The sequence below is a fragment of the Roseibium sp. AS2 genome (assembly GCF_038900065.1).
In the GTDB taxonomy this organism is placed as follows: domain Bacteria; phylum Pseudomonadota; class Alphaproteobacteria; order Rhizobiales; family Stappiaceae; genus Roseibium.
The window spans coordinates 930,445-950,778 of sequence record NZ_JBBMQN010000001.1; the positions used below are offsets into that span (position 1 = coordinate 930,445).

At 61.6% G+C, this 20,334-nt stretch carries 19 protein-coding genes; 13 read left to right on the forward strand and 6 right to left on the reverse strand.

The window, feature by feature from the left end; translation table 11 throughout:
• Window positions 1-12 precede the first annotated feature (12 nt).
• Window positions 13-1,146 (forward strand): Gfo/Idh/MocA family oxidoreductase, encoded by a 1,134-nt coding sequence (locus tag WNZ15_RS04270; RefSeq protein WP_342891688.1) that lies wholly within the window; start codon window positions 13-15, stop codon window positions 1,144-1,146.
• A 56-nt stretch (window positions 1,147-1,202) separates the two neighbouring features.
• On the opposite strand, the gene WNZ15_RS04275 is transcribed toward WNZ15_RS04270, so the two are convergent.
• Complete coding sequence (locus WNZ15_RS04275) at window positions 1,203-2,204, reverse strand: LacI family DNA-binding transcriptional regulator (protein WP_342891689.1); 1,002 nt, start codon at window positions 2,202-2,204, stop codon at window positions 1,203-1,205.
• Window positions 2,205-2,396: 192 nt separating this feature from the next.
• On the opposite strand from WNZ15_RS04275, the gene WNZ15_RS04280 reads away from it, so the two are divergent.
• The 3 genes from WNZ15_RS04280 to WNZ15_RS04290 all read left to right on the forward strand — a co-directional run bounded on the left by WNZ15_RS04280 (window position 2,397) and on the right by WNZ15_RS04290 (window position 5,330).
• A complete protein-coding gene (locus WNZ15_RS04280) occupies window positions 2,397-3,338 on the forward strand; it encodes a sugar ABC transporter substrate-binding protein (RefSeq protein WP_342891856.1) in 942 nt (313 codons plus the stop codon).
• A gap of 71 nt (window positions 3,339-3,409) precedes the next feature.
• On the forward strand, window positions 3,410-4,534 hold the full coding sequence (locus WNZ15_RS04285; RefSeq protein WP_342891690.1) for an ABC transporter permease: 1,125 nt from the start codon (window positions 3,410-3,412) through the stop codon (window positions 4,532-4,534).
• Window position 4,535: 1 nt separating this feature from the next.
• Complete coding sequence (locus WNZ15_RS04290) at window positions 4,536-5,330, forward strand: ATP-binding cassette domain-containing protein (protein WP_342891691.1); 795 nt, start codon at window positions 4,536-4,538, stop codon at window positions 5,328-5,330.
• Window positions 5,331-5,565: 235 nt separating this feature from the next.
• Here WNZ15_RS04290 and WNZ15_RS04295 read toward each other — a convergent pair whose 3' ends face one another.
• The 3 genes from WNZ15_RS04295 to WNZ15_RS04305 form a co-directional block, all read right to left on the reverse strand.
• Window positions 5,566-6,501 carry a hypothetical protein gene (locus WNZ15_RS04295; RefSeq protein ID WP_342891692.1) on the reverse strand — a complete coding sequence of 312 codons (936 nt, stop codon included), beginning with the start codon at window positions 6,499-6,501 and terminating at the stop codon, window positions 5,566-5,568.
• A gap of 231 nt (window positions 6,502-6,732) precedes the next feature.
• Window positions 6,733-6,933, reverse strand: coding sequence for a hypothetical protein (locus WNZ15_RS04300; protein WP_342891693.1), 201 nt, complete (start codon window positions 6,931-6,933; stop codon window positions 6,733-6,735).
• A gap of 593 nt (window positions 6,934-7,526) precedes the next feature.
• Window positions 7,527-8,288, reverse strand: a complete 762-nt coding sequence (locus WNZ15_RS04305) for a class II aldolase/adducin family protein (RefSeq protein ID WP_342891694.1) — start codon at window positions 8,286-8,288, stop codon at window positions 7,527-7,529.
• A 140-nt stretch (window positions 8,289-8,428) separates the two neighbouring features.
• On the opposite strand from WNZ15_RS04305, the gene WNZ15_RS04310 reads away from it, so the two are divergent.
• The 3 genes from WNZ15_RS04310 (at window position 8,429) to WNZ15_RS04320 (ending at window position 11,315) form a co-directional block, all read left to right on the forward strand.
• Complete coding sequence (locus WNZ15_RS04310; RefSeq protein WP_342891695.1) at window positions 8,429-9,385, forward strand: NAD(P)-dependent oxidoreductase; 957 nt, start codon at window positions 8,429-8,431, stop codon at window positions 9,383-9,385.
• An 88-nt stretch (window positions 9,386-9,473) separates the two neighbouring features.
• Complete coding sequence (locus WNZ15_RS04315) at window positions 9,474-10,124, forward strand: TetR family transcriptional regulator C-terminal domain-containing protein (RefSeq protein WP_342891696.1); 651 nt, start codon at window positions 9,474-9,476, stop codon at window positions 10,122-10,124.
• A gap of 15 nt (window positions 10,125-10,139) precedes the next feature.
• Window positions 10,140-11,315 (forward strand): pyridoxal phosphate-dependent aminotransferase, encoded by a 1,176-nt coding sequence (locus WNZ15_RS04320; RefSeq protein ID WP_342891697.1) that lies wholly within the window; start codon window positions 10,140-10,142, stop codon window positions 11,313-11,315.
• Window positions 11,316-11,368: 53 nt separating this feature from the next.
• On the opposite strand, the gene ubiB is transcribed toward WNZ15_RS04320, so the two are convergent.
• Together ubiB and ubiE are read right to left on the reverse strand one after the other, a co-directional pair.
• The gene (ubiB, locus tag WNZ15_RS04325; protein ID WP_342891698.1) at window positions 11,369-12,952 is read right to left on the reverse strand and encodes a 2-polyprenylphenol 6-hydroxylase; all 1,584 of its coding nucleotides are present in this window, start codon (window positions 12,950-12,952) and stop codon (window positions 11,369-11,371) included.
• 3 nt (window positions 12,953-12,955) lie between these two features.
• A complete protein-coding gene (ubiE, locus tag WNZ15_RS04330; RefSeq protein WP_342891857.1) occupies window positions 12,956-13,705 on the reverse strand; it encodes a bifunctional demethylmenaquinone methyltransferase/2-methoxy-6-polyprenyl-1,4-benzoquinol methylase UbiE in 750 nt (249 codons plus the stop codon).
• A gap of 283 nt (window positions 13,706-13,988) precedes the next feature.
• On the opposite strand from ubiE, the gene mutM reads away from it, so the two are divergent.
• From mutM to dnaN, 6 genes are all read left to right on the forward strand, one after another.
• Window positions 13,989-14,882 carry a bifunctional DNA-formamidopyrimidine glycosylase/DNA-(apurinic or apyrimidinic site) lyase gene (gene mutM / locus WNZ15_RS04335; protein WP_342891699.1) on the forward strand — a complete coding sequence of 298 codons (894 nt, stop codon included), beginning with the start codon at window positions 13,989-13,991 and terminating at the stop codon, window positions 14,880-14,882.
• Between the two features lie 152 nt (window positions 14,883-15,034).
• A complete protein-coding gene (locus tag WNZ15_RS04340; protein ID WP_342891700.1) occupies window positions 15,035-15,808 on the forward strand; it encodes an enoyl-CoA hydratase in 774 nt (257 codons plus the stop codon).
• A 175-nt stretch (window positions 15,809-15,983) separates the two neighbouring features.
• The gene (gene rpsT, locus WNZ15_RS04345) at window positions 15,984-16,250 is read left to right on the forward strand and encodes a 30S ribosomal protein S20 (RefSeq protein ID WP_342891701.1); all 267 of its coding nucleotides are present in this window, start codon (window positions 15,984-15,986) and stop codon (window positions 16,248-16,250) included.
• A 630-nt stretch (window positions 16,251-16,880) separates the two neighbouring features.
• Window positions 16,881-17,336, forward strand: a complete 456-nt coding sequence (locus tag WNZ15_RS04350) for a rhodanese-like domain-containing protein (RefSeq protein ID WP_342891702.1) — start codon at window positions 16,881-16,883, stop codon at window positions 17,334-17,336.
• A gap of 154 nt (window positions 17,337-17,490) precedes the next feature.
• On the forward strand, window positions 17,491-18,966 hold the full coding sequence (dnaA, locus tag WNZ15_RS04355) for a chromosomal replication initiator protein DnaA (RefSeq protein ID WP_342891703.1): 1,476 nt from the start codon (window positions 17,491-17,493) through the stop codon (window positions 18,964-18,966).
• A gap of 244 nt (window positions 18,967-19,210) precedes the next feature.
• The gene (gene dnaN / locus WNZ15_RS04360; protein WP_342891704.1) at window positions 19,211-20,329 is read left to right on the forward strand and encodes a DNA polymerase III subunit beta; all 1,119 of its coding nucleotides are present in this window, start codon (window positions 19,211-19,213) and stop codon (window positions 20,327-20,329) included.
• Window positions 20,330-20,334: the final 5 nt, after the last annotated feature.

A 20,334-nucleotide genomic window follows, 5' to 3' on the forward strand; every position in this document is an offset into this window, starting at 1 on the left:
GAAAGGCAAGACATGGCAAAATTGAAATGGGGCATGATTGGTGGCGGTGAGGGCAGCCAGATCGGACCGGCGCATCGGCTGGGAGCGCAGGCAGACGGGCTTTTCGAATTTGCCGCCGGCGCGCTGGATCACCGTGCGGACATTGGCCGAGACTATGCCCGCAGGCTTGGTGTGGCGGCGGACCGTGCCTATGGCGACTGGCAGGAAATGCTGGCCGGGGAACGGGATCGCCCCGACAAGGTGGATCTGGTTACGGTGGCTACACCGAACTCCACGCATTTCGAGATCACCAAAGCCTTCCTTGAGGCCGGATTCAACGTTTTGTGCGAAAAGCCGATGACCATGCAGGTCGACGAGGGCGAGGAGATCGTCAAGGTGGCCAAGGCCACGGGAAAGATCTGCGCGGTGAACTACTGCTACTCGGCCTATCCGATGGTGCGTCAGGCGCGGGCAATGGTGCAGGCGGGTGAAATCGGCAAGGTGCGCCTTGTGGTCACCAATTTCAGCCACGGCCATCACGGCGATGCGGCAGATGCGGACAATCCCAGAGTCCGCTGGCGCTATGACCCGGCCATGGCCGGTGTTTCCGGTCAGTTCGCGGATTGCGGCATTCATGCGCTTCACATGGCCAGCTTCATCTGCAACGACGAAGTCGCCACGCTGTCCGCCGATTTCGCATCGACGATCCCCAGCCGCGTGCTGGAGGATGACGCGATGGTCAATTTCCGCCTGTCGGGCGGAACGGTCGGGCGACTGTGGACGTCATCGGTCGCGATTGGCCGCCAGCATGGCTTCGATATCCAGGTGTTTGGCGAAACCGGCGGCCTGCGTTGGCAGTCCGAGCAGCCCAACCAGCTGATCTACACACCGGTTGGCGGCCGCACCCAGATCATCGAGAAGGGCGAGAGCGGCTTGCACGCAGACGCGCAACGTTTGTCGCGCGTTTCCATCGCGCATCCTGAAGGGTTCCCGCTGGCGGTGGCCAACATCTATTGCGATCTGGCCGATGCAGTCCGGGGCGAGGTCCGCGAGGGTCTGCCGGACGCTGCCGCTGGCGTGCGGTCGATGGCGGCAGTGCACACCGCCGTGGCTTCGGCGAAAAACCAGGGTGCGTGGATGGACGCCCGGCCGCCGATGTTCCGCTGAAAACAGCCGAAAGCCGGGTTTGCCCCGGCTTTCGGGAGCTCTGACCGGGGAAAGTTCTAGACCTTCAGGGGACGCAAGGTGCCGCGTTCGACAATCTCGCAGGCAAAGATCCGGGACTCGGGCAGTCGGTCCGGGTCCTTCAGCATTTCGGCCATCAACTCGATGGACGAGGCGACGATGTGACGGATCGGCTGACGGATGGTGGTCAGATTGATGTTCTGCCAGGCTGCCATTTCCATGTCGTTCAAACCGATGATGCCGATGTCGCCCGGCACTGTCAGATTGCGTTCACCGATCGCGGACAGCGCACCGATGGACAGCACGTCGTCACCGCCGAAATAAGCCTGCGCGGGGTCGTCCGCCAACAACCGCAACATCTCGCGCCGGCCTGCCTCAAACGAATAGGCCTCGGCAAAGGAATGTCTGACGCGAATGTCCGGGCAATTCGCCAATTCCGCCAGAAATCCATGCAACCTGTCCTGCGTGGAAGTTGCCGTCTCCGGACCGCCAAGAAATCCGATGTCACCATATCCGCGCGCGATCAGTGTGCGCGCGGCCATCCGTCCGCTTTCGATATTGTCGATGCCGACGACATGGACTTCGGGTGAGCTGGTCGGGCGGCCAAAGGCGTGCACGACCGGCATGCCTGCGTCGCGAAACGCCTTGGAAAACCCCGGCGGCAAGGTCGACGAGGCCACGATGACACCGTCGACCGAATATTGCCGCAGCATGCGCACGGAACTTGCCGGATCGGTTTCGTCGGTCAGATTGACCAGCAGCGGCCGCAGGTCCTTTTCCTGCAGCGCACGGGTGAACCGGTCGAAAACCTCCAGAAAGATCGGGTTGTGAAAGTTGTTGGAGACAAGACCGATCAGCTTTGTCCGCCCTGTTGTCAGGCTCGAGGCAAGCGCGTTCGGGCTGTATCCAAGTTCGGCGGCGGCCTTCAGGACGCGGCGACGCATCTTGTCGGAAACTGAAGCTCCATCGGTGAAGGTGCGCGAAACTGCGGACCGTGAAACGCCCGCCCGAATAGCAACATCCTTTAAAGTCTTCGGCATGCTCACAATTCCCCGCCCGTGACTGGCTCCTTTTATCATCTGGCTCATCAAAACGCATGGTGGCACTCATCGAAGTCTTTTGCAACCGGTTGCAATTATTTTCCGAATGTGATTGTCTGGAATACGAAGGGCGGACAAACGCCGTTTTCGGACCAGAGTTCTGGTCAAAACTGGGAGGACTACATGACTTCAATGATTAAGAAAGCCGCACTTGCGATAGCTGTCGCGGCGGTGCCGCTGATGGCGGCGACCGCGGCCTCCGCCGAGGGGGAGAAATATGTCCTGGTGAGCCACGCGCCCGACAGTGACAGCTGGTGGAACACCATCAAGAACGGCATCGCGCTTGCCGGCGACCAGATGGATGTCGAGGTCGAATACCGCAACCCGCCGACCGGTGACGTGGCTGACATGGCCCGGATCATCGAACAGGTTGTCGCATCGGGACCGAACGGTCTCATCACCACTCTTGCCGACTACGACGTGCTTCAGGGGCCGATCAAGGATGCCGTCGCATCCGGCATCGACGTGATCATCATGAACACCGGCACGCCCGAACAGGCCCGTGACGTCGGCGCCCTGATGTATGTCGGTCAGCCCGAGTATGACGCCGGTCTCGCAGCCGGTACGCGCGCCAAGGGCGACGGCGTGACCGCATTCCTGTGTGTCAATCACGCCATTCAGCAGCCCACGGTCGGGGAACGCTGCCGCGGCTTTGCCGACGGTCTCGGTGTCGAGCTGGGCGATTCCATGCTGGACAGCGGCACCGACCCGGCAGAAATCAAGAACAAGGTCCTGGCCTATCTGTCGGCTCACCCTGAAACCGACGGCATCCTGACGCTGGGTCCGGTCTCCGCAGGCCCGACCATGCAGGCGCTGAACGAAAACGGCATGGCCGGCGACATCTATTTCGGCACTTTCGACCTGGGCGATGAAATCGTCAAAGGCATCAAGTCCGGTGTCATCCAGTGGGGCATCGATCAGCAGCCCTTCCTGCAGGCCTATATGCCGGTTGTCATCCTGACCAACTACCACCGCTACGGCGTTCTGCCGGGCAACAACATCAACTCTGGCCCCGGCTTCGTCACTGCTGACGGGCTGACCAAGGTTGAAGAGTTCGCCGGCGAATACCGCTGAATTCTAAGGAGGCGCCCGATTGCGGCGCCTCCGTTTTTTTATTCTTCCAATCGAGAAACGGAGCGCGAGCGATGTCAGAGACAACGCAGCCAAAGCCTGTTGCCGATGAACGAGTCAAGGAAATGTCGTCGCTTCGGCGAGCCCTGATCCGGCCGGAACTTGGTGGGATTTGCGGTACGATCGCCGTATTCACTTTTTTTCTGCTGTTTGCCCACGATAGCGGCATGTTCAACAGCCAGGGTGTGCTGAACTGGTCGACTGTATCGGCGCAGTTCATGATCATCGCCGTGGGTGCCTGCCTCCTGATGATCGCGGGCGAATTCGATCTGTCAGTCGGGTCTATGATCGGCTTTGCCGGAATGATGATCGCAATTTTTTCTGTGACCCTCGGATGGCCTGTCTGGCTGGCCATCCTGGTGGCTTTCGTCCTTTGCCTCGCCATCGGGGCGCTCAACGGCGTGATCGTGGTGCGGACCGGGCTGCCCAGCTTCATCGTGACGTTGGCGACACTGTTCATCCTGCGCGGTTTCACGATCTATTTCCCGCAACTTCTCGAGAACAAGACCATCATCGGCGGTATCCGGGAGCAAGCCGAGGGCGATTGGCTGGCTCCGCTTTTCGGCGGCAAGGTCCTGACCGGCTTTTTCCGGTTTCTCGGTGAACACGACCTCATCGCCACGTTCGAACGTGGCTCAAGGCAGGGCGAACCGGTTGTCGACGGAATCCCGATGCTGATCGTCTGGGCGATCCTGCTGATCATCTTCGGCCATGTGCTGCTGACCAAAACCAAGTTCGGCAACTGGATCTTCGCCTCCGGCGGCGACGCACAGGCCGCGCGCTACGTCGGCGTGCCGGTGAACAGGGTAAAGATCCTCATGTTCACCTTCACCGCATTCTGCGCAACGGTTTTCGCCACCTGCCAGGTCATGGAGTTCGGTTCTGCAGGAGCGGACCGGGGTCTGCTGAAGGAATTCGAGGCCATCATTGCGGTCGTTATCGGCGGCGCCCTGCTGACCGGTGGCTATGGATCCGTTCTGGGGGCTGCCCTGGGCGCGCTGATCTTCGGTGTCGTTCAGCAGGGACTGTTCTTCGCCGGCGTCGAAAGCTCCCTGTTCCGGGTGTTCCTCGGTGTGATCCTTTTGCTCGCCGTGATCCTGAACACCTATATTCGGCGCATCATCACAGGGGAGCGGTAACATGAATTCCCGAACCACCCATGCACCCATCATCCAGATGAAAGGGATCGAAAAGCATTTCGGTTCCGTCATCGCCCTGGCCGGCGTGTCCGTCGAAATCTTCCCCGGTGAATGCCACTGTCTTCTGGGCGACAACGGCGCAGGCAAGTCCACCTTCATCAAGACCATGAGCGGTGTTCACAAACCGACCAAGGGCGAAATACTCTTCGAAGGCAATGAAATGCACTTCGAGGATCCGCGCGACGCAATCACCGCCGGGATCGCAACCGTCTATCAGGATCTGGCCATGATCCCGCTGATGTCGGTGTCGCGGAATTTCTTCATGGGGAACGAACCGACCAAAAAGATTGCCGGCATATCGTTCTTCGACCGCAAGCATGCCGATCGGGTGACGATGGAGGAAATGAGCCAGATGGGCATCAACCTGCGCGGCCCGGACCAGGCGGTCGGCACGTTGTCCGGCGGCGAACGTCAGACCGTCGCCATCGCTCGCGCGGTGCACTTCGGGGCAAAGGTGCTGATTCTCGATGAACCGACGTCGGCTCTCGGGGTGCGGCAGACCGCGAATGTTCTGGCGACCATCGACAAGGTGCGCAAACAAGGCATCGCCGTGGTGTTCATCACCCATAATGTGCGCCACGCAATGGCTGTCGGTGATCGTTTCACCGTCCTGAACCGGGGCAAGACCCTGGGCACCGCCCAACGAGGCCAGATCGAGCCGGAAGAATTGCAGGATCTGATGGCAGGTGGTCAGGAACTGGTCGCGCTCGAAGGCAGCCTGGGCGGCACGGTCTAGATGTGAGCTTTCAACAGGTTGCCCGTTCGGGGCTTTATGAGGAGACTATTGAGGCCCCGGTCATACCGGCTTCCTTCGGCGACACGGCCCCTTTCCGTGTCGTCGGCGAGGCGAGACTCGCGTTCCACGGCATCGACAGGGCCCTGGCCGGGACCTCGACGCTGCTTAAAAACGACGGCCGGATCAATCTCACGCTCAGGCGGGTGACGCAGCCGCTCCGAATTCAGGGCCGTCCTCACGCCGCGCGCGGGACAGCGCGGATCACACAGACTTCATGAAAGAGCGCTGCGTCGGGGTCCCGGTCCAGCAGGTCCTGCGCCTGGCTGGCGGACAGGGGCCTGTCGGCCTTTTCATCCGCAAAGAACGCGCAGACCAGGTCCTTTTCCAGCCCGGTCCCTTTCAACGCCTTTTCAAGCATGACGAAGAACGAGATATCGGTCCCCGCATCCTGGCGGACGATCTGGGAATACAGCTTTTCCGGCCGGAATCCATTGGCCTCGAACATCTCGAAAATAATGCCGGTACCGATCCGGCACCCGAAATTCATGATCACCTGCGCGGCCGGCGCGTGGTCCCGGATGCGGCGCAGCAGTGCCTCGTTCAAACCCAGGCCGACCGAGTTGAACGGATATTCGTCAAAAGCCGCCCACGGATAATAATGCGCAATATGATCGTCTGCCTGCCCTTCCGCGCTCTCCGGCAATGCGACCGCCTGGGCCTCCCGGAAGGCCGTCAGACGCCTGTCTCCGGGATCGCCGACCTGCGGCAGACAGGCGATGATGACATCGGTCCCCGCGATCATGGCCCGGGCTTCGTCGGTATCGATCAGGCTCACCGCGCCCCTGACCGGATGAAACAGGTCCGCCTCTTCCGGAGCCAGGCTTCTGACGTTGCGTTCGGCAAGATTGACCAGCCGCGGGTCGAGATCGCTGCCCGAGACGTGCGATGCACCGCACATGCGCAGTAGAAAGGCCACATTGGTCCCGGTACCGATGCCCACTTCGTAAATCCGCTTGCCGGACAGCCCGGCCCGCTCCAGACCTTTCTGGAAGGTCTCCGTCCAGGGGTCTGTCGGATCGAAAGCGAAATCCGGCACTTCCGGACTGACCCCATCGGCGGAAACCGGAACGGACGTTCCGGACGGCTTGTCGTCAACATTCAGATCAGACAAAAAAACATTCCTTGTTCGCCGGCCTTAATTCACCGGCCTTGTTCGCCAGCCGCACCAAACCGGCTGCCGTGCCCCGGCCGGCACAAATCCTGCCGGTCCGGATTTCGATGCATCTGGAGAAATCTCCCGGCGCGAAAGACGCACCGGACAAAGCTGTCGACGCATCGCGGCCCGGGGGACAGATCCGTCAGATCACGCTTGAAAAGCCCGGATCCGGACCCGGAAAGACCGTTATTGCGGCCGGGACACCAGTCGAACGGCATCGACCTGGCGCCCGAGCGAACGGCGCAACCGGTCACGGTCGCAACCGGCGTCCACCAGGATCTCGAGCGGCAGGGCGTTGTCGACCAGTCCCACCAGCGCCTGCTTGATCCGCAATAGGGTCGGCGCCGCGGACAACCCGTTGCAATCTATAGCGTTCGTAACGTTCATCAATCCAGTTCCTTGGCTTGCTTTAACCGCTTGCTGATTGTTTGCCACAGACCCGGCCGAGACCCGGCAGCGTTCACCGCGACCCGAGGCCGTCAACGGGCTCCGGCCTTTCTGCAAGGTCACGGTTTCCCGAAGCCGGACTCTCGTCGGCCAAATGCCCTGTGGCCCGGTGAACAGCTTTCCAGATACCTGGAATGCGCACCGGAGATAGTGTGCTTGTCTGGCAGACTGGTCAGCTACAGAAGACGCAACCAGGCGGTTCGGGCTCTCATCGTTTCTTGGCCCAACATCGCCGGGAAGCCGGCGACGTTTCAAACCTCTGCCGTGTTTCACGGACGAACGCTCGACAGTCTTTGCAATCGCCCATTCCTGGGCGACACAGACCAGATCAAACATTTCATTGCCCGTGAATGCCGAATGTCCGGCAAATCAGGATGCTGCAGAGGCTAACACGCAGATCCATCAAGTCAAGGACCGGCCTGACTATTTTGTGAGCAAGTGCAAAAATGAAGCAACAATTTACATGTTGCTGAACAGTTTCATGAAAATACGACACCAACATTACAAAGGACTGAAAAATCAACTAAATTAGTCTATTGGCGAAAACCCTTATCGAGGCGATCCGCGAGGCGCATCATTGCATTCCATTCAAGCAGCAGGTCACCGTCGTCGAAGGCCATCTTGTCGTATTGCCGGGTGACGTGTTCTGCCAGCGAGTCCACGATCCTTGCCAGCGGCAAGCCCATCGAAAGGGTGGATTGCTGAATCTCGCAGGCCCGGTCGAGGTAGAACATGTTGGAGAACATCTGCCCGGCGCTTTGCCCGACGGTCAGCAGACCGTGGTTGCGCAGGATCAGGGCAGGATAGGATCCCAGGCTTTCGACAATCCGGTCGCGCTCTTCCAGGTCGAGCGCAATGCCTTCGTAGTCATGGTAGCCGACGCGGCCGTGGAACTGCAGGGCGATCTGGTTCAAGGGCAGCAGCCCGTCCTTCAGGCACGCAACAGCGACCCCGGCCCGTGTATGCGTGTGCATCACCCAGGCTGCGTCACTGCGGGCCATGTGAACTGCGCTGTGTATCGTGAACCCCGCAGGATTGACCCGGTCCGGGCTGTCGCAGACCTTGTTGCCGTCCACGTCGATCTTCACCAGCGACGATGCCGTGATCTCCTCCCACATGTAGCCATAGGGATTGATCAGGAAGCGTCCCGGCTCTCCGGGCACCTTCGCGGTAATGTGGGTGTAGATCAGGTCGGACATCCTGAAATGCGCCGCGAGCCGGTAACAGGCTGCGAGCTCGACGCGGGTTTCATACTCGGCCTTGCTCACATCAGCGGACCGGCTGGTCTGCAACATCTGCTTTCCCCTTCAGGTGACTGCCCCGCAAGACACTTGCGCCTGCGGAGCTTCCAAACGCTTTACTCGTAAATATACATTTGTATAACTATACGCCGGGAGCAAGGAAAAACTCGCTCAAGCCACGCAGGAGACATCACTTGGAACAGGCAGAGACGATCGACGGCGTGCTCTTGAGCAGCACGATGGATCTGAAAAGCTTCTACGGCCTCGACTTCACGGACAGCAGCAGGCAGGTGCGGCTGTTCAATCCGGAAGAAGTCTCCGATCCCGCGTCCATCCGGTTCGCGGTCTGCTGGCAGCCGGACAGCGACTCCTTTGCCCGTTATCCGAACCTTCAGATGGCCATGTCCGTCGGAGCGGGTGTCGACGCCCTGCTCGCCAATCGAGGTCTTGACGAGGAAACGCTGGTCTGCCGGGTGCGCGATCCCCATCAGGCGGATCTGATGGCCGGGTACGCGTGTCACGAAGTGCTCCATTTTCTGCGCTCGTTTGCCCGGATGAAAGACCAGCAGAGCGCGCGCATCTGGAACCCGCTGCCCATGTCTCCGCCGGTCGAGACCCGGATCGCGGTGCTCGGCAACGGCACGATGGGCGCCGCCGTTGCCCGGGCCCTGGCCGCCATGGGCTTTTCCGTGGCCGTTGCCTGCCGTTCCGATCCAGAGGATCCACTGGCCGGGGTCAGCTACCATTCAGGCGCCGACTCCCTGGCCATGGCCTGCAAGGGCAGCCGGATCGCGATCAACGTCCTGCCGCTGACAGACGAAACGGAAAACATCCTGAACAGCCAGCTCTTCGACCAGCTCGAAACCGGGGCCTGGCTGATCCAGATCGGCCGGGGCGAGCACCTGCACGAGGCCGATTTCGCCGCCGCCCTGGACGATGGCCGGCTGGCCGGAGCCAGCCTCGATGTCTTCCGCGAAGAACCCCTGCCGGCAGATCATGCGTTCTGGCGCGACGACCGGTTGAGGATCACGCCCCATATCGCAAGCGACTCCACGCCGAGTGTGGTGGCCCAGCAGATCCATGCCTCAGCCGTCGAGCTTCTTCAGGGCCAGCGTCCGCAACTGGCAATCGACCGGCGTCAGGGATACTGAGCCGGCAACACGATTGCCAGTTGCGCTTTCCATAATTTTATACAAATGTATAACAAGCGAAACAGACCTCCAGACCTGCCACGCCGCGATGAGCCGAAAAGCATTCCGCCGACTGACCCTTGACGAGCGCAAGCGCAGCCTTCTGGAGGCGACGCTGAGCTGTGTCGCACAACATGGGCTAAAGGGAGCGACGGTACGCAGGATTGCGGAAGAAGCCGGCGTCACCGCAGGCCTCCTGCGCCATTATTTCGGCAGCAAGAACGATCTTGTCACCAGCGCCTATGCCTATCTGATCGGCCAGTTGACCGCCGACGCGGAAACAAGGGCGCGTCGGTCCGTGGGCGACGCGAACGACCAGTTGCGCGATTTCCTGATTGCCAACATGACCACGCCCAATCTGTCGGAAGAAAAAGTGTCCCTGTGGGCGACCTTCGTCGGCCGCGTCCGCTACGAGACCGATTTCGCCGACATCCACCGGGAAGGTTACCGGGACTATCTGGCACTGCTTGAGAGCCTGATCGAGCCCGTCCTTGCCGCGCAGGGCCTGCCGCACGCGTCCACCGACTGCCGGCGTCATGCCATTGCGGTGAACGGGCTGATCGACGGCCTGTGGATGGAAGGTTCCCTCAACGCGGGCCTCTACAGCCGCACCCTGTTGCCGGATCTTGTCACCGAGGCCTGCGAACGGCTGCTCGGGTTGCCGCAAGGCAGCCTGTCGGGCGGCCAGCAACACAAATAAAACAGGAACGCCCAGATGCGCTACGCAGGTATCACAGATCGCCTCGCCGACCTCGGTGGAGAAAAATGGGCCGTTCACAACGCCGCCCGGGAAAAGACGGCCGCCGGTGAGGACGTGATCGAACTGACCATCGGCGAACCGGACATTGCCGTCGACCCGCACCTTGTCGATGTCTGCACGGCCGCCATGCGCCGGGGCCGGACCCATTATTCCAACGGCCGCGGCGAGGAAGGCCTGCTGGACGCGCTGGTCGAGAAATACGCCCCGCGGTTTCCCGGGATCACCAGCGCCAACATCCTGTGCTTTCCGGGAACCCAGACCGCGCTCTATGCCGTCATCACGGCACTGGCGGGCGCCGGTGACGGCGTCCTGGTCGGCGATCCCTATTACGCGACCTATGAAGGGGTCGTTCGCGCACCCGGCGCGATCCTGCAGCCCGTCCCGCTGAACATCGAGGATGGGTTCATCATGCGCCCGGCGGACCTTGAACGGGCCATCACACCGACAAGCCGTGTGCTGTTGCTGAACACGCCGCACAATCCGACCGGGTCCCTGCTCGATCGCGACACGCTGGTCGAGCTTGGGCGTCTTGCCTGCGAGCACGACCTGTGGATCGTCTGCGACGAGGTTTACGAGGATCTCATATTCGAGGGCGAATTCGCCTCGCCGCTCGAGATCGGGGCGCTCCGGGAGAGGACAATCGTCACTTCTTCCATTTCCAAGACATTCGCGGCGACGGGCTTTCGCAGCGGCTGGGCGGTCGGACCGGAAGAATTCTGCACAAAGCTCCTGCCGATTTCCGAGACCATTCTGTTCGGCAACCAGCCCTTCATCGCGGACATGACGGAAGCCGCCCTGCGTGGCGACTTCGATACTGCGGCGCGCATGCGCAAGAGCTATGCCGCGCGGGCCGACCTGATATCCCGCGAGCTTGCAGGCTGCGCGTCTCTCAAGACCGGCAAGGTGTCCGGCGGCATGTTCATCATGATCGACGTTTCCGGAACCGGACTGGATGGGGAACAATTCGCCTGGAGCCTTCTGGAGACGAAAGGGGTCGCGGTCATGCCCGGGCCCTCGTTCGGCCAGAACGCGCATTCCCTGATCCGGGTGGCGCTGACCGTCCCGGACGAAACGCTGCGCGAGGCGATGCGGCGCATTCATGCCTTTGCCGATGCCCGCGCGGCTGCATGATCTCCTGATCCCCTCCGCCACCAGATCGGATGAAAGGCCGGACGCAAGACCGGTCAGAAAATGAGATGCACCGCAATCGCGCCGGCCGAAAGGGCGATGGCCCAGAGCGCGATCCTGCCAGAGCGGCCGTGACGGGCCTCCGCCTTGCCGATCGCTTCGGCGGTGGCATCGTCGAACCTCAGGCCGGTCATCGTCATTTTCTCGAGCTCTTCCGACATGCGACCGATCCGGTCGGCGAAGAACGGCAGGTCGTTGGCGATCCGGGCCAGGGCACTCAACGCATCGCCGGCGTCGCGCAGCTTGCCGACAGGCCCCAGATTGTCCTTGATCCAGCTCGCCACCACCGGCTCCGACGTTTTCCACATGTCGAGGTTCGGATTGAGCGAGCGGGCCACGCCCTCGACCACGACCATGGTCTTCTGCAGCATGATCAACTGGGTCTGCGTGCGCATCTCGAAGAGTTCCGTGACCTCGAAAAGCTGTGTCAGCAGGCGCGCCATGGAGATCTCGCTGGCATCGTGGCCGTGGATCGGCTCGCCGATCGCCCGGATCGCCTGGGCGAACATGTCGACATCCTGATGGGCCGGCACATAACCGGCCTCGAAATGGACCTCGGCGACGCGGCGGTAGTTGCGGGTGATGAAGCCGAACAGGATTTCGGCCAGGAACCGGCGCTCGCGCGTGTTCAGGCGGCCGGTGATACCGAAATCGACGGCCACCAGGGTGCCGTCGGCCTCCACGAACAGGTTGCCCTGATGCATGTCGGCGTGGAAGAAGCCGTCACGGAGGGTGTGCCGGAGGAAACTTTGAATGACGGCTGCGCCGAGCGCTTCCAGATCGTGGCCGTCTTCAGCTAACCCGTCGACATCGGACATCTTGCGGCCGTCGACCCATTCCATGGTCAAGACGCCCTTGGCAGTGCGCAACCAGTCGACCTGCGGCACCCGGAAGCCGGGGTCTTCGGCGATGTTTTCCGACATTTCCGACAGGGCCGCCGCCTCGAGCCTGAAATCCATTTCCATGGCAACAGATTGAGCCAGCGTGTCGACGACGGCGACCGGCCGCAGGCGCCTGGACGGCGGATGAAACCGCTCGGCAAGACGGGCGACCAGATAGTAGCTTTCCAGATCGCGCTGGAACCGGCGCGCGACCCCGGGCCGCAATATCTTGACGGCCACATCGCGCTCACTGCCGTCCTTGTCGCGGACCAGGGCGCGATGCACCTGGGCGATCGAGGCCGCGGCAACCGCAGGGCCGAAGTCCACGAAGACCTCCTCGACCGGTCGGCCCAGCTGTTCGGCGACCGCGGCCCTGGCGGCGGCGTCATCGAAGGGCGGCAGACGGTCCTGCAACGCGGACAGTTCGCGCGCGGCATCCTTGCCGACCACATCCGCGCGCGTCGCCAGAAACTGGCCCAGCTTCACATAGGACGGACCCAGCTTGTTGAGCGCGTCCGAGAGACGCAGATCGGCGCTTTTGGCACGGACCGCGCGCCGTTCCAGCAGGCGCGCCATCGCCAGGGCAAACCGGGGTCCGGCCGGCAGGTCCGGAAGATTGACAAGCCCGAAGACGCCCTCGCGCGCCATCACGAAACCGGCCCGCACGAGGCGGAGGAAAGGCATTACCGCAAGCGCCATTGATCAGTATTTCCAGCCGTGATGCAAGGCGGCGATGCCGCCGGAATAATTTCTGTAGCCGACCCGTTCGAAACCGGCCTCGCGGATCATGTCGGCGAAGCGCTCCTGGTTCGGAAACCTCCGGATCGATTCCACCAGATACTGATAGGGATCGCCGTCGCCGGTCACCCAGCGGCCGATGACCGGGATCGCGTTGAACGAGAACGTGTCGTAGACCTTGTCCAGGACCGGCACATCGACTTCGGAAAACTCCAGGCACAGGAAGCGCCCGCCGCGCTTGAGAACCCGGTGCGCCTCGCGCAGGGCCTTGGGAATGTCCGGCACGTTGCGAATGCCGAAGGCGATCGTATAGGCATCGAAGCTCTTGTCCGGGAAGGGAAGCTCTTCGGCGTTGCCCTGGGAAAAGGTGATGTGATCGCTCAGACCCGCCTTGCCGGCGCGGTCGCGGCCGACCTGAAGCATGGATTCGTTGATGTCGCAGACCACCGCCGTGGCGGTGTCCCCGGATCGCCTCACCACGCGGGTCGCGATGTCTCCGGTCCCGCCGGCGACATCCAGAAGGCGCCAGCCGGAAGCCGGTGCACGGGGCGGCGACAGGAAAGAGACCATCGCGTCTTTCCAGACCCTGTGGAACCCGCCGGACATCATGTCGTTCATCAGGTCATAGCGCTCGGCGACCTTGTGAAAAACATCGTCCACCAATGCCTGCTTGCGGCCCTCCGCGACCCTGGTGAAACCGAAGCTCGTCGGCATGTCTTCCGGTTGCCGGCCGTCGCTACCGGCTTTCCCCTGTGCCTGCTGGCTCATGAATATGCCTCCAGGATCAGCCTGCCCGTTCCGGAGCAGATCAACTGATCGTTGCTAACGTGTGTGGGCATCCCGTGCGGGATCGCCGCTTCAGGATGGTCGTCACGAATGCTCTTCAAATCGCGCCGGACCATAGTACAAGTGACTGTCATTCGCTATCTCTGCCGGCCACGGCACATCATATGCCGCAGGCCTATAGCGCGCATTTCAAACGGAGACCAGACCCGCGATGCCCGAACTGCCGGAAGTTGAAACCGTCAGGCGCGGCCTGGCCCCGACATTCGAGGGCGCGCTGATCCGGCGTGTCGACCAGAACCGGGCCGATCTGCGCTTTCCGTTTCCGGACGGCTTTGCCGAACGGCTGACGGGCCGGCGGCTGACGGCCCTGTCGCGGCGGTCGAAATACCTGCTCGGGGATATCGACAGCGGCGACGTGCTGATCATGCATCTGGGCATGTCCGGATCGTTCCGTATCGAGAGCGACGGCACGGGGCTGGAACCGGGCAGCTTCGCCCATGCACGCGGCAAGAACCCGAAGCACGATCACGTGGTCTTTCACCTGGAGGCCGCGGACGGGTCGCCGGCGCGTATCGTCTACAACGACCCGCGGCGCTTCGGCTTCATGGATCTTGTCGCCAGACCTGCCCTGTCCGAGCATCCCTACTTCCGCGATCTCGGCCTCGAACCTCTCGGCAACGATCTGAGCGGCGAAACGCTTGCGCGCCTGTTCGCGGGGCGCAAGACCAGCCTCAAGGCCGCCCTGCTCAATCAGAAACTGATCGCGGGTCTGGGCAACATCTATGTCTGCGAGGCGCTCTGGCGCACCGGCCTCAGCCCGGAGCGGTCCGCCGGATCTCTGGTCACCCGGACCGGGCGCCCGCGCGCACAGGCCGTGGCGCTCGCAGGCCATATCCGGGCAACCCTGGAAGACGCCATCCGGGCCGGCGGATCGTCCTTGCGCGATCACACCCAGGCGGACGGGTCCCTGGGTTATTTCCAGCACAGTTTCGCGGTCTACGACCGGGAGGGGCAAACCTGCCGCACGCCCGGCTGCGCGGGCACCGTCGCGCGGCTGGTCCAGTCGAACCGGTCGACCTTTCATTGCCCTGTCTGCCAGAAGTGACCTGTCCCTTCAGTCAAGCTTGCAGACCCGCCCCGGGTCGGTTAGGCATTGCGCGTTGATTTTGGATGTTCCGGGCTCTGCGGGGATCCGGTCCGCTTCGACACCGCGGCGGGTCCGGGATTGCGGCAAGGCCCGCCTTAGGGAGCGGCGTTATGGGATATGAAAACATCCGCGTTGAAAAACGCGGCAAAGTCGGACTGATCACCCTCGACCGGCCGAAAGCCTTGAATGCGCTGAATTCGGCGCTGATCGCCGAACTTGGCACCGCCCTGGACGGCTATGACGCGGACGAACGGATCGGCTGCATCGTCATCACCGGATCTGAAAAGGCCTTTGCCGCGGGCGCAGACATCAAGGAAATGCAGCCGCACAATTTCTCGTCCGCCTATCAGGGCGACCTGATCACGCCTTTCGACCGGGTTTCGCGCAACCGGAAGCCGATCATAGCGGCAGTCGCCGGCTACGCGCTTGGCGGCGGCTGCGAACTCGCCATGCTGTGCGACTTCATCATTGCCGCCGACACGGCCAAATTCGGCCAGCCGGAAATCACGCTCGGGGTCATTCCCGGCGCCGGCGGCACCCAGCGGCTGACCCGGTTCGTGGGCAAGTCCAAGGCCATGGAAATGGTGCTGACCGGCCGGATGATGGATGCGGATGAAGCCGAGCGCAGCGGTCTTGTCAGCCGCATCGTCCCGGCGGACGACCTTCTCGAGGAAGCGCTCAAGGCCGCAGAGAAAATCGCGGAATTCTCGCTGCCCGTGGTCATGATGGCCAAGGAAAGCGTCGACCGGTCCTACGAGACCACCCTTGCCGAAGGGGTCCGGTTCGAGCGGCGGGTGTTCCAGGCAATGTTCGCCCTGGAAGACCAGAAGGAAGGAATGAGCGCGTTCACGGAGAAACGCTCACCGGATTTCCGCAACAAATAATCTCGGCCAAACAACGATAAAGCCGTTGACGGTTGGCGCCAGCAAGATTATAAGCGGCGCCCAATCGGTGGCGGTCTTCTGCCGCCGTTGCTTTTTGATCGGGTCTTGCTGCCATCGTGCCTTGGTCCCGATCGCCACCGGACATTTGTCCCATTTACCGATCAGGATTGAGCCCATGGCCAACACACCATCGGCCAAGAAGGCGGCCCGTAAGATTGCCCGCCGGACGGCCACGAACAAAGATCGCCGCAGCCGCGTGCGCACCTATCTGCGCAAGGTTGAAGAAGCGATCGCTTCTGGCGACCAGACGGTTGCGAACGAAGCCTTCAAGGCAGCGCAGCCCGAAATCATGCGCGCAGCGTCCAAGGGCGTGATGCACACGAACACGGCTTCCCGGAAGGTTTCCCGTCTCAATGCCCGTATCAAGGCACTCGGCGCGTAACGCTTCCGTCACATCACCGTTAAAAAGACCCGGCCATCGTGCCGGGTTTTTTTTAGCCGTGCAATTTTGTGGATGAAGCGGAACACCCTCAGGCAGGGCCAATATCGCGATTTCTACCGAGTTTGGCGCTGCCAGAGAAATGTTAACGATTTCAATTGGTTACATACATGTAATAATGGGCAAACCCCGCCAAACCGGATTCGTTGAGAGTCAAGGCATGTGTGGCAATATTTTTTTTGAAATTGTTGTTTTTGAATTGTTACAGGGCCCCTGAAAGCGAAAAGTCATTGCGGCAAAAAGCATTTGTTCCGTGGCCCCAAGGCGCCCGCCTCGCCCGGATCAGGACGCGAAAACCGGCACTTTCCGCCGTTGGCGAAAACACGCGGTTGCTCCTCGGGTCGCTGTCTGTATATTAACAACACGGCTGGCGGAAAAGACCAGCAGACAATCTAAAACGGTGCTTGGATCAACAATGCATAAGTCCCATAAAAATACTGCTGAGCACTCATTCTCTATAGTGTGGATTGAATACGTCAATGTATTCAATACTTGAGGCGCTTAGCCGCGCTCCAGACCAAAACTTCTTTCCGTACATCTTGTTAGTTTCTATTAGTCAATGGCGTTTCGCTGTTGAAGGGGGCGTTTTTGCAATCAAAAGTTGAACATGCGGGAAATGTGACCGCGCAGGAGGCCTACAGCCGGCTCTCGGAACAGCCTGACGCTGTTCTCGTCGACGTGAGGACGCAGGCGGAATGGTCCTTTGTCGGCCTTCCGGATCTGCGCCCCATCGGCAAGGAACCCGTGCTGGCGGAATGGCAGAGTTTTCCGCCGTCGGGACCCAATCCCGATTTTCCAAAAACGGTTTCCGACCTCCTGGTCAAAAAAGAACTTGACCTCAGCGCGCCAATCTATTTCTTGTGCCGCTCCGGCGCACGGAGTCAGGCGGCAGCAATAGCCCTGACGCAGGCCGGACACACGCAGTGCTTCAATATTTCCGACGGTTTTGAAGGCCCCCTCGATCAGGCGGGGCACCGCGGAACGCAGGCCGGATGGAAGGCTGCAGGATTGCCTTGGATTCAAAGTTAGAAACCCCGCTCACAAGCGGGGGTGCGCGGCAGACCAGATTCGGCCGTCAATAAAATAACCGTCCCAAAAGGGACACTATAATGCTGCAAAAGCAGCAAGGCGTCGAAGATCGGCTGTGGCGGACTGGTCTTCAAATATACAGGAGGCTATTGATATGCAGGTTCAGGAGGCAGGCGGCTCCGAACAGTGGAAACGGGTCAAGAAGCAGCTACGGGCCGAACTGGGGGACGATGTGTTCACCAGCTGGTTCGCGCGCGTTGACCTTGAAGAACATCAGGACGGCACTGTGCGGCTGTCCGTTCCCACCCGGTTTTTGAAGCAGTGGATTCAGAACAACTACAATGATCAGCTGATGGGGCTGTGGCAGCGGGAATGTGACAACGTCCACCGTATCGAACTGACGGTCCGGGGGGCGATCCGGCCGCGCCAGGTGGTTGTGGCGAAACCGAGCCTCGCAGCGCCGCAGGGCACGCAGGCAGCCAGCACCGATGGCCGTGGCGAGGGCCTGGCCGATGCAGCGCAGGTCACCCGCGCCCAGGCGGCAACCGCCGCGCTCGGCCGCGGCGACACCGGCCCGGACAATACCCGGGACGTGCTGCAGGGAGCCTCGCTCGACCCGAAATACACGTTCGAAACCTTCGTTGAAGGAGAATCCAACAATCTGGCGCTGGCCGCGGCCCGTCAGGTTGCCGGCGGCGGAGCGGTCACTTTCAACCCGCTTTATCTGCATGCCTCCGTGGGCCTGGGCAAGACCCACCTGATGCAGGCTGTTGCCGCCAAGGCCCGGGCCGGCGGCCGCAAGGTGCTCTACCTGACGGCCGAGCATTTCATGTACAAGTTCGTGACCGCGCTGAAATCCCAGTCCGCCCTTGCGTTCAAGGAGAACTTGCGCACGATCGATCTCCTGCTCATCGACGACATGCAATTCCTGCATGGCAAGCAGGTGCAGCAGGAATTCTGTCATACGCTGAACGCCCTGATCGACGGGGCGCGCCAGGTGATCGTGGCAGCCGACCGGGCTCCCTCGGAACTGGACACCCTGGACGACCGCGTGCGCTCGCGCCTTTCCGGCGGCTTGGTCGTCGGCATTCAGGAACCGGACTTTGCCCTCAGGCGCAACATTCTGGAATCCCGTGTCGAAGCGGCCCGCAGAGCCTATCCGCAATTCGATGTTCCGGAAGGCGTGCTCGATTACGTCGCCCGCCACGTGGCCTCCTCCGGCCGAGATCTTGAAGGCGCCCTCAACCGCCTGATCGCCCACAATCAGCTGACCAATCATCCGATCACCCAGGAGATGGCGGAACTGACCTTGCGCGATCTGGTGCGCTCCAGCGAACCGCGCCGGGTCAAGATCGAGGACATCCAGCGGGTGGTCTCCAAACACTACAACGTCACCAAGGCGGACTTGCTGTCGGCCCGGCGGACCAGGACGATCGTGCGCCCGCGCCAGATCGCCATGTATCTTGCGAAGGTCATGACACCGCGCTCGCTGCCGGAAATCGGCCGCCGGTTCGGCAACAGGGATCACACAACGGTGCTCCACGCGGTGCGCAAGATCGAGGAACTGGCCCGTGCCGACTACGCGCTTGCACAGGAACTGGAACTGCTGAAGCGCATGCTCGACGCCTAGGTCCGCCGATGTCGGAGCCGTCTGCCGGCGCGCGTTTGAACGCGGGGCGTTCCGGGACCGGAGCGTGAGTGTTTCGGGTGCGGGGCCTGCACGATTGCCGATCAATTTTTGGGGGCGTTCCGACCGGACGCCCCCTTGATTTTGCAGCCGGTTAAGGGCAGGGTCTTACCCCGCTCCTCACCGGAGCCCCTGTCAGTTCAGCCGGGATTTCCACCCGGCCTTTCACGAGTTACGGAACGAGCGTATGAAAGCCACCCTCGAGCGGACCGACCTCCTCAAGTCCTTGACCCATGTTCACCGGGTGGTCGAACGCCGGAATACCATTCCCATCCTGTCGAACGTGCTGTTGCGTGCCGACGGCGGCGCGATCAACCTCAAGGCCACCGACCTCGACCTGGAAATCGTAGAATCCGTCCCGGCCATGATCGAGTTGCCTGGCGCGACCACGGTGCCCGCGCACATGTTCTATGACATCGTGCGCAAGCTGCCCGATGGCTCGCAGGTCGTCCTGGAGACAACCAGCGACAATGCGACGCTTGAAATCCGGGCGGGCCGGTCGCGGTTCACGCTGCAGATGCTGCCTGAAACGGATTTTCCGGACCTGACCGCCGGCGACTTCAGCCACGGCTTCTCGCTGACCGGCGCAGACGTTCGCAAGCTGATCGACACGACGCAATTCGCCATTTCGATGGAAGAGACCCGGTATTATCTCAACGGCATTTATCTGCACACGGTGGACACGCCTTCCGGGCAATTGTTCCGCGCGGTCGCCACGGACGGTCACCGGCTGGCCCAGGCCGAAGTGCCGGCCCCTGCCGGCTCCGCAGGCATGCCGGGCATCATCGTGCCGCGCAAGACCGTCGGCGAAATGCAGAAGCTCCTGGAAGACCCGGAAGCCAACGTGCAGATCGAACTGTCGGATACCAAGATCCGCATCACCACCGGCTCCGTGGTGCTGACCTCGAAACTCATCGACGGCACCTTCCCCGACTACGGCCGGGTGATCCCCCAGGGCAACGACAAGGAAATGCGCGTCGACCGGGACGAATTCAAGGAAGCCGTCGATCGCGTGTCGACGATCTCCTCCGAGCGCGGCCGCGCCGTCAAGCTGTCCCTGACCGAGGGCCGGATGGTGCTGACCGTGAACAATCCGGATTCAGGCAGCGCGACCGAGGAACTGGCCGTCGAATATGACGCGGATGCGATGGAAATCGGCTTCAACTCGCGTTATCTGCTCGACATCGCCAACCAGCTCAGCAGCGATACGGCCTTGTTCCGCCTGGCCGACTCCGGGTCACCGACGCTCATCCAGGACAACACGGTCGACGACTGTCTGTTCGTTCTGATGCCGATGCGGGTGTGATCCGG